14 protein-coding genes are annotated in these 15,155 nt (G+C 37.3%); 6 read left to right on the forward strand and 8 right to left on the reverse strand.

The features are described 5' to 3' along the window. Positions 1-169: 169 nt before the first annotated feature. Positions 170-1,024, reverse strand: coding sequence for a dihydropteroate synthase (folP, locus tag MMF97_RS00350; protein WP_317228588.1), 855 nt, complete (start codon positions 1,022-1,024; stop codon positions 170-172). Positions 1,025-1,070: 46 nt separating this feature from the next. On the opposite strand from folP, the gene MMF97_RS00355 reads away from it, so the two are divergent. The 6 genes from MMF97_RS00355 to MMF97_RS00380 are packed head-to-tail and all read left to right on the forward strand — an operon-like array spanning position 1,071 to position 5,526. Continuing rightward, the gene (locus MMF97_RS00355) at positions 1,071-1,616 is read left to right on the forward strand and encodes a DUF1599 domain-containing protein (protein WP_243357502.1); all 546 of its coding nucleotides are present in this window, start codon (positions 1,071-1,073) and stop codon (positions 1,614-1,616) included. A 12-nt stretch (positions 1,617-1,628) separates the two neighbouring features. Beyond that, the gene (locus MMF97_RS00360; RefSeq protein WP_243357503.1) at positions 1,629-2,351 is read left to right on the forward strand and encodes a phytanoyl-CoA dioxygenase family protein; all 723 of its coding nucleotides are present in this window, start codon (positions 1,629-1,631) and stop codon (positions 2,349-2,351) included. A 14-nt stretch (positions 2,352-2,365) separates the two neighbouring features. Continuing rightward, on the forward strand, positions 2,366-3,517 hold the full coding sequence (locus tag MMF97_RS00365) for a BT_3928 family protein (RefSeq protein WP_243357504.1): 1,152 nt from the start codon (positions 2,366-2,368) through the stop codon (positions 3,515-3,517). Then, entirely contained in the window at positions 3,518-4,573 is a 1,056-nt protein-coding gene (locus MMF97_RS00370) for an ABC transporter permease (protein ID WP_243357505.1), read from the forward strand. Between the two features lie 12 nt (positions 4,574-4,585). Then, positions 4,586-5,029 carry a DinB family protein gene (locus tag MMF97_RS00375; protein WP_243357506.1) on the forward strand — a complete coding sequence of 148 codons (444 nt, stop codon included), beginning with the start codon at positions 4,586-4,588 and terminating at the stop codon, positions 5,027-5,029. Then, complete coding sequence (locus MMF97_RS00380; protein WP_243357507.1) at positions 5,026-5,526, forward strand: shikimate kinase; 501 nt, start codon at positions 5,026-5,028, stop codon at positions 5,524-5,526. Before MMF97_RS00375 ends, MMF97_RS00380 begins: the two co-directional genes overlap by 4 nt. Positions 5,527-5,528: 2 nt before the next feature. Here MMF97_RS00380 and MMF97_RS00385 read toward each other — a convergent pair whose 3' ends face one another. From MMF97_RS00385 to MMF97_RS00415, 7 genes are all read right to left on the reverse strand, one after another. Next, a complete protein-coding gene (locus MMF97_RS00385; RefSeq protein WP_243357508.1) occupies positions 5,529-6,515 on the reverse strand; it encodes a metallophosphoesterase family protein in 987 nt (328 codons plus the stop codon). 553 nt (positions 6,516-7,068) lie between these two features. Continuing rightward, on the reverse strand, positions 7,069-8,616 hold the full coding sequence (locus MMF97_RS00390) for a DHA2 family efflux MFS transporter permease subunit (RefSeq protein WP_243357509.1): 1,548 nt from the start codon (positions 8,614-8,616) through the stop codon (positions 7,069-7,071). Positions 8,617-8,626: 10 nt separating this feature from the next. Next, the gene (locus MMF97_RS00395) at positions 8,627-9,664 is read right to left on the reverse strand and encodes an HlyD family secretion protein (protein ID WP_243357510.1); all 1,038 of its coding nucleotides are present in this window, start codon (positions 9,662-9,664) and stop codon (positions 8,627-8,629) included. Positions 9,665-9,682: 18 nt separating this feature from the next. Beyond that, a complete protein-coding gene (locus tag MMF97_RS00400; protein WP_243357511.1) occupies positions 9,683-10,999 on the reverse strand; it encodes a TolC family protein in 1,317 nt (438 codons plus the stop codon). Continuing rightward, on the reverse strand, positions 10,986-11,621 hold the full coding sequence (locus tag MMF97_RS00405; RefSeq protein ID WP_243357512.1) for a TetR/AcrR family transcriptional regulator: 636 nt from the start codon (positions 11,619-11,621) through the stop codon (positions 10,986-10,988). The genes MMF97_RS00400 and MMF97_RS00405 overlap by 14 nt, the downstream gene beginning before the upstream one ends. 155 nt (positions 11,622-11,776) lie before the next feature. Further along, positions 11,777-13,480: a M28 family peptidase gene (locus MMF97_RS00410; RefSeq protein ID WP_243357513.1), complete on the reverse strand. Its 1,704-nt coding sequence runs from the start codon at positions 13,478-13,480 to the stop codon at positions 11,777-11,779. A gap of 122 nt (positions 13,481-13,602) precedes the next feature. Further along, positions 13,603-15,120 carry a glycosyltransferase family 39 protein gene (locus MMF97_RS00415; RefSeq protein ID WP_243357514.1) on the reverse strand — a complete coding sequence of 506 codons (1,518 nt, stop codon included), beginning with the start codon at positions 15,118-15,120 and terminating at the stop codon, positions 13,603-13,605. Between the last annotated feature and the right edge of the window lie 35 nt (positions 15,121-15,155).

The following is a 15,155-nucleotide window of genomic DNA, read 5'->3' on the forward strand; positions in this document are numbered from 1 at the left end:
TGTTTAATTGGTTAGTTAGTTGGTTGGTTAATTAGTTAATTGGTTAACTGGTTAACTGGTTAACTGTAGGATAGCTTTCTAAACATTGATTACAATAGACCCTGAAATAAATTCAGGGTGACGACGAGTTCAAGATACAACTAGAATTAATGTCTTGAGCAATTAAACTTTATTTACAGTATTCTATCAATCTCACACACTCTACCGCCTCTTTTACATCGTGCACTCTTAATATATTCGCTCCTTTTAGTAAAGCTACTGTATTCAATACGGATGTTCCGTTCAGGGCTTCTTCAGGTTTTATATTCAATAGTTTACAGATCATGGATTTTCTGGATACGCCCACCAATATAGGTAACTCAAGTACTGATAAAGCTTCCATGTTTTTTAACAATTCATAATTGTGTTCCAGCGTTTTAGCGAAACCAAAACCCGGATCTATGATCATGTCTTTTACACCCTGCTTTTTCAAAACATCGACCTTTTCTAAAAAGTAACTCAACACTTCTTCTGTAAGATTGTTGTAAACCGGATCTTGCTGCATGTTTTGTGGTGTGCCTTTCATGTGCATCATGATATAAGGTACGCCCAGCTTAGCTACAGTGGCAAACATTTGATCATCCAGATTACCGGCAGCAATATCATTAATGATGTGCGCTCCTGCATTGATGGCTTTTTCGGCAACATCTGCTCTGAAAGTATCTATAGAAATAAGTGCATTAGGGAATTGCTTGTTTATTTCTTCTACCGCAGGCAGCAAACGATCCGTTTCTTCCTGGCTGCTGATATTTAATGCGCCCGGTCTGGAAGAATAAGCGCCCAAATCGATAAATGCAGCGCCTTCTTTGATAAAGTTTTCTACCTTTAAAAGGAGTTCATCTTTTACATTAACCCTACTGCTGCCATAAAACGAATCGGGCGTTAAATTGATAATTGCCATTACCTGTGGCTGACTCAGATCAACGAGCCTACCTTTGCAGTTAAGTGTTAATTTTCGGTTTAAAAATGTATCTTTAGCCATCATTAAATAAAAAAACAAAGTTAAAGTTACTCGTTAAAATTTTAGCATTTTGGCATCAAATACATCATTAGAATTCGATAAGGTTATTGCGGTATGTAAATCGCTGTTTTTAAAAAAGACCAAAGATTATGGTACTGCCTGGCGCATTTTACGTCCGGCTTCTATTACCGACCAGATTTTTATTAAAGCGCAACGTATCAGAACTTTAGAAGAGAAAAAGGTTTCGAAAGTGGGTGAAGATATCGGTTCTGAATATATCGGTATTGTGAATTATTGTATCATGGCCATCTTACAGCTCGAATTAAGTGAAAATGATCCGACCGATCTGCCTGTAAATATTGCTGAGCAATATTACGATGACAAGGTTAACGAAACCAAAGATCTAATGTTTGCCAAAAACCACGATTATGGTGAAGCTTGGCGTGATATGCGTATCAGTTCTTTAACTGACCTGATCTTAATGAAAATCTTACGCGTAAAGCAAATAGAGGATAATGAGGGTAAAACCCTGGCTTCTGAAGGTATTAAGGCCAATTATCAGGATATGCTCAATTATTCGGTATTTGCTTTGATTAAATTAGATGTAGGTTCTTAATTCATTGTTGTAATGACAGGTTCCGTTAGCAGATACAAACAAGAAATCGAAGAAACGGGTTTTACCACCATCGATAAAATCTATTCGGAGGAAGAAATAGCTGATATTCTAAAAATCATAGATACAACCGATTCTTCAAAAGAAACCTTCAGGAAATCAGATGATTTATTTGCTATAAGACAATTTTTAAAAGAAATTCCAGAAATAACAAGCCTGATCTTTAATCAGAAACTTAATCATTTAATATCAGATCTTTTTGGTAATGAATACTTTGTAGTCAAAAGCATTTATTTTGATAAGCCTGGTAAATCAAACTGGTACGTTTCATACCATCAGGATCTGACAATTTCTGTTGACCACAAAACCGACCATCAGGATTTTGGACCATGGACTAAAAAACAAAATCAATATGCTGTACAACCTCCTTTACATATTTTAGAGCGTAATTTCACCATAAGGATTCATCTTGATGATACCAATGAATTGAATGGTGCTTTAAAAGTTATTCCAAAGTCTCATTTAAAAAAAATATATCGACCTGAGAATATTGACTGGACAATAGAGAACGAGGTTATTTGTTCTATAAATAAGGGTGGTGTAATGATTATGAAGCCTTTAATTCTTCACAGTTCAAATAGAACCGTTAATCAGCAAAGAAGAAGAGTAATACATATTGAATTTTCAAATTCAGATTTACCCAAGGGAATAAACTGGGCTGAGAAATTTTACCAATAACATTAGGAGTAGTTATGCAAAAAACGCTTTTTCAGATTTCAAAATGGATTACCGGTCTGCTATTTATTTTCTCAGGTCTGGTAAAAATCAATGATCCTTTGGGTTTTGGTTATAAACTGCAGGAATATTTCGAAGTTTTCCATATTAGTTTCCTAAACAATTGGGCTACAGGTATTGCCATTTTGCTCTGTGTGCTCGAAATTCTGTTAGGCGCTATGCTTTTGCTGGGCTTCTTTAGAAATTTTGTATCAAAAGGTCTTTTGGCTTTAATTATCTTTTTCACATTCTTAACTTTTGTTTCGGCTGCTTTTAAGGTTGTTACTTCATGTGGTTGCTTTGGCGACGCTATTCCGCTTAGTCCTTGGCAATCGTTCATAAAAGACCTCATTCTCCTTGTACTTATTGTTATCATTTATAAAAACAGACAACTGATCCAACCTGTAACCGAAAATCTTAAAGTACAGCAAAAAGCAAGCATAGGCATTGCTCTGGTTGCTTTACTTATAGGACTTTACACGTATAATTTTCTACCTTTTATTGATTTTCTACCTTATAAAAAAGGTTCGAGCATTCCAGAATCTATGCGAATGCCACAAGGAGCTCCTGTTGATGAATATCTCATCATGTACGAATTGAAAAACAAAAAAACAGGAGAAACCAAAAAAATGAGCGATAAGGAGTATTTAGCGCAGGAAGTGTGGAAAGATGAAAACTGGGAAGTGGTGGGAACACCAGAGAGAAAACTGATTAAAGAAGGCTACAAGGTTAAAATTAAAGACCTGCACATCAGCGATACATCGGGTACCGATTATACCAAAGAATTGATTGAGAACCCTTACTATAATCTGGTGGTAGTTGCGTATAATTTGAGCGATGCCAACGAGAAAGCCATTGGTAATGTTAACGCATTAGCTTTAAATGCTGCCGAGCAATTTAATATCAGAACGGTTCTGCTTACTTCTTCATCGGCACAGGATGCCGATGCTTTCAGTAAAAGGAACAAATTGTTTATGGAAATCTTTTATGCCGATGCCGTACCACTTAAAAGTATGGTAAGAGCAAATCCTGGTGTATTATTGCTAAAAAACGGTATTATTGTAAATAAGTGGCATTACAATAGTTTGCCATCTTTTGACCAGTTAACTCAAAAATATTTCAGTAAATAAATGATCAACTACGCATTAAAAAAATTGCTTTATGGCCTGGCTGTTTTAGCCGGAGTAGTTTGTATTGTCTTTATTCTTTTTAACATCTTACCAGGCGATCCTGCCCGTATGACTATGGGTCAGCGTGCTGATGTGCAGTCATTAGATGCGGTACGTAAAGAATTTGGACTGGATAAATCTAAGCCTGTACAGTTTTTATTGTATGTAAATGATCTGCTCCCGCTTAGCATACATCCTTATAATGCCGAAACTCAGGAAAAATACCATTACATTAAACTGATTAAAATAGGCGATGATGCCCTGGTGCTGAAAAAACCTTACCTGCGTCGTTCGTACCAAACCAAAAGAGATGTAACCACCATATTGGCAGAAACTGTACCCAATACCTTTATACTGGCATTAACAGCCATGATTTTTGCGACCATTATCGGAGTATTTTTAGGTGTTTTATCTGCTATTTACAAAGGTAGCTGGATAGATAACTTAGCTAACAGTTTTGCTATTTTAGGAATTTCTGCTCCATCATTCTTTGCGGGGATTATCATTGCCTGGCTATTCGGTTTCGTATTATCTGACTATACGGGGCTCAACATGAGTGGCAGTTTATACAGCTACGATCCTTTTCGCGGCGAGATCATGACCTGGAAAAATTTATGGTTACCCATGATTACGTTGGGACTTCGTCCTCTGGCCATTATTGTTCAGCTTACACGTAGTGCCATGCTCGATGTTTTATCTCAAGATTACATCAGAACAGCCAAAGCGAAAGGCTTGGGAAGAAATGCCATTATCTATAAACATGCTTTAAAAAATGCTTTAAACCCGGTTATTACAGCCATTTCCGGTTGGTTTGCATCACTATTAGCAGGTTCTTTCTTTGTAGAATATATTTTTGGCTATAACGGTTTGGGTCGTACAACAGTAAATGCATTAGAAATGTCTGATTTTCCGGTAGTAATGGGCTCTATCCTGTTTATTGCCTTTGTGTTTGTGATTGTAAATATACTGGTAGATATTTTATATGCATGGGTAGATCCGCGTATAAAGTTGGCCTAATCCCTAAACGATATGTTAGCGGAGTTTATTAAATATACCTATTTAGCCGATCAGGTGATGATCAAAGCTTTAGCTGAAGCTAATTTTTCTATAGAAAAAGCCAATCGATTGTTTAGCCATGTGCTCACATCCCAGCATATCTGGGCAAAACGCATACTATTTCAAACACCTACCTTAGGCGTATGGGAAATGCTTGAACCTACAGATTTTGCCAAGTACAGTGAAGAAAATTTTAAGATGCTGAATGAGATTATAACCCATGTTTCTTTAGACAAGGTTATTGATTATACCAATTCATCGGGCCAAAGTTTTAGCAATAGAGTTAGCGATATTTTACTGCATGTATGTAATCATTGCACGTACCACAGGGCACAGATTGCTAGCATGCTCAAAGAAAATCAGGTGCAACCGCCCACAACCGATTACATTTTTTTTAAGCGCCAAAATCTGTTATGAAAATCTTTTTAGTAGGCTTTATGGGCTGTGGCAAAAGTACCAAAGCCAAACAATTGGCCAATCTTTTAAACTGCGAGCTTATAGACTTAGATGCTGTGATTGTTGCAGAGCAAAAAATGAGTATAGCCGACTATTTCTCTGCTCATGGTGAAGATGCCTTCAGGCAATTGGAAAACCAAACGCTAAAATCTTATGCTTACCCCGAAACCTGCGTTGTTGCTACTGGTGGCGGGTTACCCTGCTACTTTGACAACATGGACTGGATGAATGCCAATGGCGTAACTGTTTTTCTGGAAATGACACCTCCACAATTGGTTTCGAGATTACACAATCGCGAAAAAAGACCTCTTTTAAAGGGGATGGATGATGAGCAGTTACTGGACTTTATCATCAACAAATTAGAGGAAAGAAATCCTTTTTACCATAAGGCAAAGCTTACTGTAGATGCTTTTGATTTAAAAACCGAGGATTTGCTTAAAAAAATAAAAGCGATCTAAAATCAATACTTATCCAACCTAGAAACACCATTAAATCCTGTTATTGAATCAGGTAAGTTTTTTATTTCTATGGTTGAGTTTTTAGCAGGGATAAAAGTCTGATAAGTAAATTTCTTAGCTTGATTTTGGGGTACGCTGATAATGGTATAAGCTCTTTTTGCCGGTTCGGGATGATTGATGAAAGGTCTTGGCCCGTCGCCTATGCAACCTGCATTTAAAAGCCGTAATGTTTTTCTTTTGGAAGGATAATAAGCATGCTGATGCCCGCTAATGTACAGGTCTACATGATGCTGTTCAAACATTTCTTCGAGCATAGTTGCTGAAGCCAGAACTTCGCCTGCTTTATTTTTACTGCTTACAATGGCATAAAGTGGCAAGTGGCCTAATACAATACGCAGTTTTGCGGTTCTTGCGGCTTTACTATTGAGCTGCTCCTGCATCCAGTTCAAAACTTCGGGTTTAATTTGTGCTCCTGAAGCATCCCAGCTGATAAAAAACACCTTGTTATTGGTATAGCTAAAATAGAAAGGATAATTTTCATCACTTATAAAATCTAAGCCCAGGCTATCTTTTTTGCTCAGCCAGTAACGACTTGCCGCCTCACGGTCTTTGGTAAAATTTGGTGATGCATCGTGGTTTCCTACCGTAAAAGCAAAAGGAACTTTCATGGCTTTGATTTTAGCAAATACATTAACATCAAAGCTGTTCCACATAGCCTGTAGGTTTTCTTCTGTTAAAGAGGCCTTCTGTCCGGCAACCATATCTCCGCCACACAAGATCATATCAGGTTTAAGGGTTTTCAGTTCTTTTAAAGCTACATATACATCATCGTGATAAAGTATTGAACCATATCCTGAGTTGAGATCGCTGATTACGGCTATATTAAAATCTTTTTTAGATAAGACAGGCAATGTTTTGCCCTCACGGATAAAAGAAAGAAGAATTACCGAACCTGTAAGCAATAGCAGAAATAAAATCTTTGATTTCATATCATGTAAGTTTAGGCTAAGATACTTTTTTATTAAAGACTGCAGTAAAAAATGTGTGTCATGAATACTAAATATAGATCCTGAAACAAGTTCAGGATGACGAGAGAATAATACAAAAAAGGGATATAGGCTTTGACGGGCTCAGCCTGACATTACTATCCTTAAGATAATAACCCCAAAACGAGTTAAGGATAACATTCAAATAGGAACAGCACTATATCACCCATAACCGTCATGCTGAATTTTAGTTCAGCATCTTTAGAAAAGAACAGTAGACCCTGAAATGAGTTTAGGGTGACGAGAAATAATACAAAAAAGGAATAGGCCTCGACGGGCTCAGCCTGACATTACTATCCTTAAGATAATAGCCCCAAAACGAGTTAAGGATAACATTCAATAGAAACAGCACATCACCATAACCGTCATGCTGAACTCGTTTCAGCATCTTTAGGAGGAAATTCAAGCTGAAAGATAGGCTCTGAAACAAGTTCAGGATAACATAAAGGAAATAAAAAAACCGGCACGAGGCCGGTTTTAATCATACAGGTATTTATTAATGTGCATCTACAGGCACATTGGTATTCTTTTTAAATTTCTGTAAATACAACAATGGTATAGAACATAACATAATTAAACCTGCTACCCAATAGGCATCGCTATAAGTAAGTAACAATGTTTGTTTAATCAGGCTTCCTTCTATTGCTTTCATAGCCATTAATTTTGCATCTAAATAAGAAGCGCCTTTAGCCATAAAACCATGTATGTATGCATTTAAACGCTCGGTAAATGCAGGATTATATTCATTAATGTTGGTAATCAGATTGCTACGATGCACACCCTGGCGTACGTGAATTAAAGTAGTAAGGGCCGCTATCCCAAAAGAACCTCCTAACTGACGGCTCATGTTGTTCAGTCCTGAACCCTGTCCAATTTCGGGGCCTTTTAAATCCTGTATAGCTAGTGTAGTTAAAGGTACAAATAACAACGACATACCAAAACCTCGTATAACCAAAGGCCAGAAAAACTGATCCGGGCCCGATGAAAGTGTTGATTTGCTCAACATGCTACAGAAGATGAAGAACATCAACATCCCTCCTGTTGCCATAAATTGTGCCGGCACGCCTTTTTTAAGCATAATACCTATAAAAGGCATCATGGCAATGGTACACAAACCACCGGCAATAAATAGCTCACCCGTTTGCAGCGGTGTAAAGCCTAACAGGTTCTGACAGAATATAGGGAATACGAAAACCGAACCATATAAACCAAAACCCAGTACAAACGAAGTAAACATCCCTATAGAGAAACTGCGGTGTCGCATGATTTTAAAATTCACAATAGGGTGATCTGTACTGAGTTCTCGCCATATAAAGAGCAATGTTCCCAATACTGATGCCACAGCTAAAACGATAATATAACCGGTAGCAAACCAGTCTTCGCTCTCGCCTTTCTCCAATAAGGTTTGCAAACTACCCACCGCAACAGCCAGCAAACCAATCCCCCACCAGTCAATGGGTCGTCCTTTACCATCTTTTGGCGTTTCCTTGACGAACATATACGTACAATAGGCCGCCAGAATACCTACCGGAATATTCACGTAGAAAATCCACGGCCAGTTGGCAATCTCTAAAATATAACCCCCTATTGTTGGACCCACAGTAGGACCAACTACAGCCCCTAAACCAAATAATGCCGTAGCGATCCCCACATCTTCACGTGGCCAGGTTTCTATCAGAATAGCCTGTGCGGTAGAAATCAATCCCCCACCTGCAATACCCTGTAAAATACGAAAACCCACCAGTTCCCATAATGATGTAGCATTACCACATAAAAATGAGGCAATGGTAAAAACAATGATTGATGTTAAAAAGTAGTTTTTACGGCCAAACCTACTCCCTAACCAGCCCGACATGGGCAATATAATAACGTTGGCTACTGCGTAGCCGGTAGATAACCAGGCCACATCTTCTAAAGTGGCGCCAAGGTTACCTTGTATCTGTGGTAATGCAACATTTACAATGGTGGTATCAATCAGCTCAAGTAATGATGCCGTGATCACCGTAAATGTAATTACCCATTTTTTTAAACCTACTTCGGCCATTTTAATTTTTTTAAATAGATACAGATACTTTTACGCTCATGCCTGGACGTAATTTCTCTAATAATGCTTTGTCTTTGCTCGATATTCTGATCTTAACAGGTACACGTTGTACAACTTTAACAAAGTTACCTGTAGCATTATCAGGAGGTAATAAAGCACCTTTCGCTCCGGTAATCGGTGCAAAATTGTACACTTCTCCTTCAACACTTTCATTAGGAAAAGCATCTACATCTATTTTAACTTTCTGGCCTGTTTTTATTTTTTCAAGCTGGGTTTCTTTGAAGTTAGCAGTTACATAAATGCTGTTCTCGTTAACGATAGAGAACAGGGACTGACCTGCTTGGATCAACTGACCTTTTTGTACATTTTTCTTAGAAACAATACCTGTTGCAGGTGCTTTAATTTCTGTATAAGATAACTGAAGTTTAGCAAAGTCAACATCAGCCTGACGTTGTGTTACGCCTGAAGTACTTACACCTAATTGCGATTGAGTGGTACCTACTTGTTTTACCGCAGCCTGATACTGATCTAAAGCAGCCTGATAAGCAGCCTCAGCAGTTTCCTTTTGGGCTTTAGCTTGGTCAAATGCTTGTTTGGTTATTGAGCCGTCTTTGATCAGATTGGCATAACGGTCATAATCTTTCTGTGCAAGCTCTAATTTAACTTTAGCAGCTTCTATATTAGCTTTAGCAGTGCTGGTATTGGCAGAAGTTGCCACAATTTGCGCTTGCGATACACCTACCCCTGCATTTGCAGCTACCTGACCGGCCTGAGCTTGCTCTAACTTGATCTTATAATCTGCATCATCTAAAGTTACCAGAACATCGCCTTCCTTAACTCTGGTATTCTCCTCAAAATTAATTCCTTTTACATAACCACTCACGCGGGCTATTACCGGACTGATATCGCCATCTATCTGCGCATCGTCTGTATCAACGTGCTTGCTGTAATAGCTGTATTCTGTAAAACCAAATATGGCGCCTATAAGGAGAAGTACACCAAGTATAATTGGAATAAGTTTATTTTTCTTTTTTGCTGGCTTTGTCATATAGCGTATTGTTATTTTTTAGTTTGAAATTTTTCCTGTTGATTTTAATAAAGTATAATAAGCTAATCTTGCATCGGCTTTGGCCAACTCAAGGTTAATTTTAGCTTGGTATAAAAGCGTTTCTGCATCAATTCTGTCTGTTGCAGAGGCGATATTGTTTTTGTATTTCGATTCTAGCAATCTGTCGTTTTCTACAGCCTGCTCCACTGCTGTTTGCAATACATTGATCTTTTGCATAGTCAGCTTATAATTCTGGTAATTCTTATTGATCTCTGTTTTGATCTGATCGTTTAGAATATCTTTTTGCGTGGCTATTTCCTGTTGTTGGATTTTAGCTTCGGCTACCTTGTTTTTATTGCTCCATAGGCTACCAATGTTCCATGATAGATTTGCACCTAAAGTTACCGGTACAATAAACTGCTGGCTTGGTGGAATAAATGAACCGCTTGGATTGATATAGTACAGATTTGCACCTACGCCCAATGTAGGTCTGGTATTGGCTTTTATCGTTCTGATATTAAAATCGGCCACTTTCTGGTGCAAATCTGCCTGTTGCAATTCTTGTCTGTTACCAGCTGCCAAACTCAAATAAGTACTTAAGGGCTCAACAGCATTTAATGGCACATCTGCATCTGCAATCTTAATCTGAGTATCTTCAGGCAGGCCTAATAAAACATCCAGATTATAGTTAATGATTTTTCTGTTGTTATCAATCTCTAAATCTGTTAAAGACACGTTTGCTTGTTGTAATTGAAACCTCAACACATCATTTTTGGTAACCAGCCCTTGTTCAAAAAAGCGTTGTGCCTGTTTTAACTGACTGGCAACTGCAGCTAAGTTTTGCTCTACCACACTTTTGCTTTGATTGAGTTTGTATAGAGAAACGTAAGCATTGATAACTGCATAGGTTACTTCTTCTTTATTTTTTGAAGCATCTAATTGTGCAATCTCTTTAAGCAGTTTAGTAGATTCTTGTGCGTATTTTAATTTACCACCTCCGTAAACCAACTCCTGAACAGAAGCAGTTCCTACAAATGCATCGGCACGGTTAGGCAGGTGTATAGGATTACCACTACCTATTTTTAAGGTATTGGTTGGTATTTCTGCATGGTTATACATAAATCCAACCGAAGCTTCAGGCAGTACATTGTCTTTAGTTACCGCAATCTTTGCAACGGCCTCATCTATTTTTTGCTGAGACAGTTTTAAATTTTTGCTATTGGTAATTCCTAGGTCAATGGCTTCTTGAAGGCTTAAATTCTTTACCTGTTGCGCATAGCCCAGTACAGGAAAGAGTATCGCTACTAAAAAGCTTTTCATTTTAAATTGTATCATTTTTTGGTTTTATTAAATAGGTAAGCATCAAATCTTTTAGATGCGTAATTACTCTCTTTTTTATAATTTCGCGGTGCTGTTTCTTGCTTAGATCAATATCATTATCCGGGGCAATTTTACCGGGCGAATTGGTTACCATTGAAATGGTTCCCATAATGGTAATGATCGTCATCCTGATATCTACCTCCCTAAAAACACCTTCATTAATTCCTTGTTCTATAATGCGCTCTATCACTAACAAATTTTGGCGCATAGCTTCCTTAATTTTTTCAAATATTTCTGGTCTTAACGAAGAGAATGACAATTCTCTATGCATCATTCTATGAAAACTATAACTACCAACAATCCTATCGGCATACTGTTCAATAACTTTCATCAGTTTATCTAATGCCGATACCTGACCATCATGTATAAGGTTAAGCTGGGTTTTAAAACTGGATACCCGTTCTTCCATAATTTCTACGAAAACCCCCATTTTACCCCCAAAATAATAATTGATCATAGCCATATTGGCTCCAGATTCTTTAGCTATTTGGCGGGTAGATGTGGCCTCATATCCAAATTCTGCAAAAAGCTGTTCGGCAGCTTTTAAAATATCGGCTCGTTTATCTGCTTTTTCCATATCTTTTTTGCGGGCACAAATTTAATCAATCGATTGATTAAATTGCAAGACAAATTTTTATGGTTTTACAATTGAATGATATTTTAGTTTTCATAGAAAATAAAAAAGGTCACCTATTGCAAAGCGACCTTTTTTATATGAAGTTTTGATGAATTTTAGTTTAAGTTTTTAAGATAAGTCTCTTTTTGCTTTTCTATTTCGAGAACGGCAACTTTAATTGCAGAGCCTATTCTGGTGGTTTGCGGTTTAACCGCCATTGTGTTGATGGTAGTTAAGGCATCAGTGTACCATTTGCTCCACACTTCAATAATATGCTTTTCATCAGCAATTGCTTTACCATCGGCAATAGCTTTTTTACTCAGATCGAATTCTGTTTTTAAACGTGCCAAAGCATCATTTTTTACCTGAGATACCGTAGTCAAGGCTGTGTTTTCATTGGCCGTAACCAAAGTATAGGCAGCTGTTAAGGCACTTATACCTACATTTTTTAAAGTTGTTGGCGAAACTTTATCAATCCTATCGTTATCGGTATGGTAAAATACATCGGTAAAATGCCACATCAATAATCCCGGTATCTTATTTTGTAAAAATGGTGTATGGTCGCTTCCGCCTTCAAATGGGTTAAAGTTTACCACCCAGTTGGCATGTTTGCCCTGTGCCTTACAGATATCGAAAATAAAATCATTGTAATAATGAGGGAATAAATCTTTCTCTTTCACATCTCCTGCTCCCCATTCGCTGTGCTTATCGTTTCCACGGGTCCATATGGCCGAAGGATCGGGCATTTTCTCAATTAAAAAGCTTCCGCCGGTTTTCTGGGTATCTTCGCCTACCATATCTAAGCTCATTCCCCATTTTATACCTTTGGCACGCAGGCTATCTTCAACAATATATCTTCTGGTAGATACAATCTCATCGCCCCATAAAAATGTTAAAGTACGCTGAGGTTTAAATTTGCCTTGTTTAATTAAGTTAGCCGTTAAACGGGCCATTTCAGCAAGGGTACCTACTCCAGAAGCATTGTCATTTGCTCCAGGTTCTTGAACGTGCGCACTAAACACAAAACGTTCTTGTGGTAAAACACTGCCTTTGGCATTGGCTACAATGGTAAGCTCATCTGCCTGATATATTTTGGTTTGGATGTTTACTTTTAATGAAACCGCTCCTTTAAGGCAAGCTGCTTTTAGTTTTTCTTTTACGCCATAAGATAATAAAAGTGCCCATATTGGCGAATTAGGTGCTATGCTGCCAAACTGGATAGAGGTCTGGTGTTTTTCTGGCTGCGTATAGGCTGGCATACTGTAACCCATTACGCCAATAGCACCTGCTTTAGCCGCCATGTTCGCTAAGCGTGAAGCAGAAACATCTCCAAATACAATCTTACCTTTCAAATCTTTATCTTTCAGATCGTCTGGAGTACCTTTTCCTACAAATACCACCTCGGCGGTTACTCCGCCTTCTGGCGTAGAAGGACAATTGATAGGAATCATGTTACGGTTGGTTTTGAAAGCGATAAGTGGTGCATTTTCTCCCACTATGGTAACGCTCGCATCAACAGGTTCCCAGGTACTGCGTTTCATGGGGCGTTTCTCTATGCGATAGGTTAAAGGAGCCTCAAATTCATTGCTCTTTTCTTCAACAAAACCAGCTTTCTTTAAAATATCTTCCACATAATGAATACTTGCATTAAAGCCTGTATTACCTGGTACACGAAAATATTTCTCTACAAAGGCTGTAGTTTGAAAAGCATTCTTTTCGTTAAACCCTTCTCTAGTAAGTTTAAAATAATTATCTACCTGACTTTGCGCAAATAATGTAGCGGGCAAGGCAGTTAACAGCATTAAAAATATTTTTTTCATCAATGTAATTTTGGTTATAAGCTTATATAGGTAAAGAAGCAGTTCGTTTGTTCTTGTAATGTGGTAGCTAATTTAGAAGTTAATATGATTAATTTTCTTTTTACACTTAATTTTTACGTTAATTAATCTAGTTTTCCTTCTGCTCTTTCTTTACGTAGAAGTGCAGCAATATCAATTTCGGGTTTGCTTAAAAGAATAACCTGCGTACCCTTTTCTCTGGCCAATGGCGTTTCTAATCTTGTTAAAACATCTACATTCTGAAACAGGCTACGGTCTCTCGTAAAATCAACATTATTTACGTTTTTAATCCTGATTACAGTTTCTATTTTTCGGTCCAAGTCAAGCCATTTATCATAGTCTGTGTTAAATGCATTAGCTACCAGCCCTTTTTGTTGGGTATAATAGTTTATGGCTCCTGCCTGTCCATAATTATCACAAAGAATAAAAATGGTCTTCTTATTCGGTATCAGATTATATACTGAATCAACTTTATGCGTTAATTCTTTCCAACCTATCATATCAGCAAAATCTTGTGAAATAGGATGTTTTTTCCCATCCTCCCAAGTATGTTCAGTAAATGGTTTCTTTTGTTGTGCAAGTTCTTCATACTGCACAGGTGTGTAAATAGGTAATGAAGTTTCTACCAAAGCATATCCAAAAAATAATATGGGGATAAAAGCTACATACCTAACATAGTATTTCCACCCACTATTTAAAATCTTGCTAAAGTAAACCGCACCAAATGCAAAAAATATGGGATATAGACCTAGGGCATAATAGGGCTTGGCTTTTAAAGCTAAGAATATGGTAATTGTTAGAACAAAAGTAAATAACAAAAATCTATATGGTTTAAAAGTTTCGAATTTCAAAAACGAAATAAAAGCTGCAATAATGATAAATATAGACCCAATAAAATACAAAATCTGTTCTTTAACAAAAGTGCTTCGCTGAACATGAACCAATTGTGTATCTGCCAGTTCTTTCATATGTTTAATTACCGGAAAATCATTTTGGTATTGCCATAGTAAATTTGGGCTGATCAATACCAAGGCTAGCATAATGGCATAATACAGATGCTTATTAAGGAACACCCTGCGATGTTTGCTCAATAAAATTGCAGGCAGCAATCCTGCCAAACAAAAAACAATATTGTATTTATTTAGAAATCCTAAAGCAAAACTAAAAGCCAGAAAATACAGCCATTTATTCTTTTCGGTTTGAACGTACCTGATTACACAAAAATAAATCAATGTCCATGCAAGTATATCAAAGGCATTGGGTTGATATAAAATATTAATCCTCAGCAAAACCGATAACAACAAGGCTGTACTTGCCAATATATAAGCATATGTACCGCCTTTAAGACTTTCAATGGTTTTCCAAACTATAAATATGGTTAATGCGCCAAACAGCGCAGGAAAAAACCTTATCCAGAAAAAGCTGTTGCCTAATTGCAAAATGATCCACGACACCCAAGAGGTAAATGGTGGAACAGAATGAAAACCCCAAGCTAGGTGTTTAGCCTGATCTAAATGTAAAAACTCATCACGGTGCAATTCATATACAGGGTTAACCACCAAAAATTGCAAGACAACTTTTATCAGCAGAAATACAAATAATAACCAGTAGATTTTCTTCATCTATAGTTAAATAGGTTTTCTTTTAAGATAACCTA

This window comes from Pedobacter montanisoli (assembly GCF_022809115.1).
In the GTDB taxonomy this organism is placed as follows: domain Bacteria; phylum Bacteroidota; class Bacteroidia; order Sphingobacteriales; family Sphingobacteriaceae; genus Pedobacter; species Pedobacter montanisoli.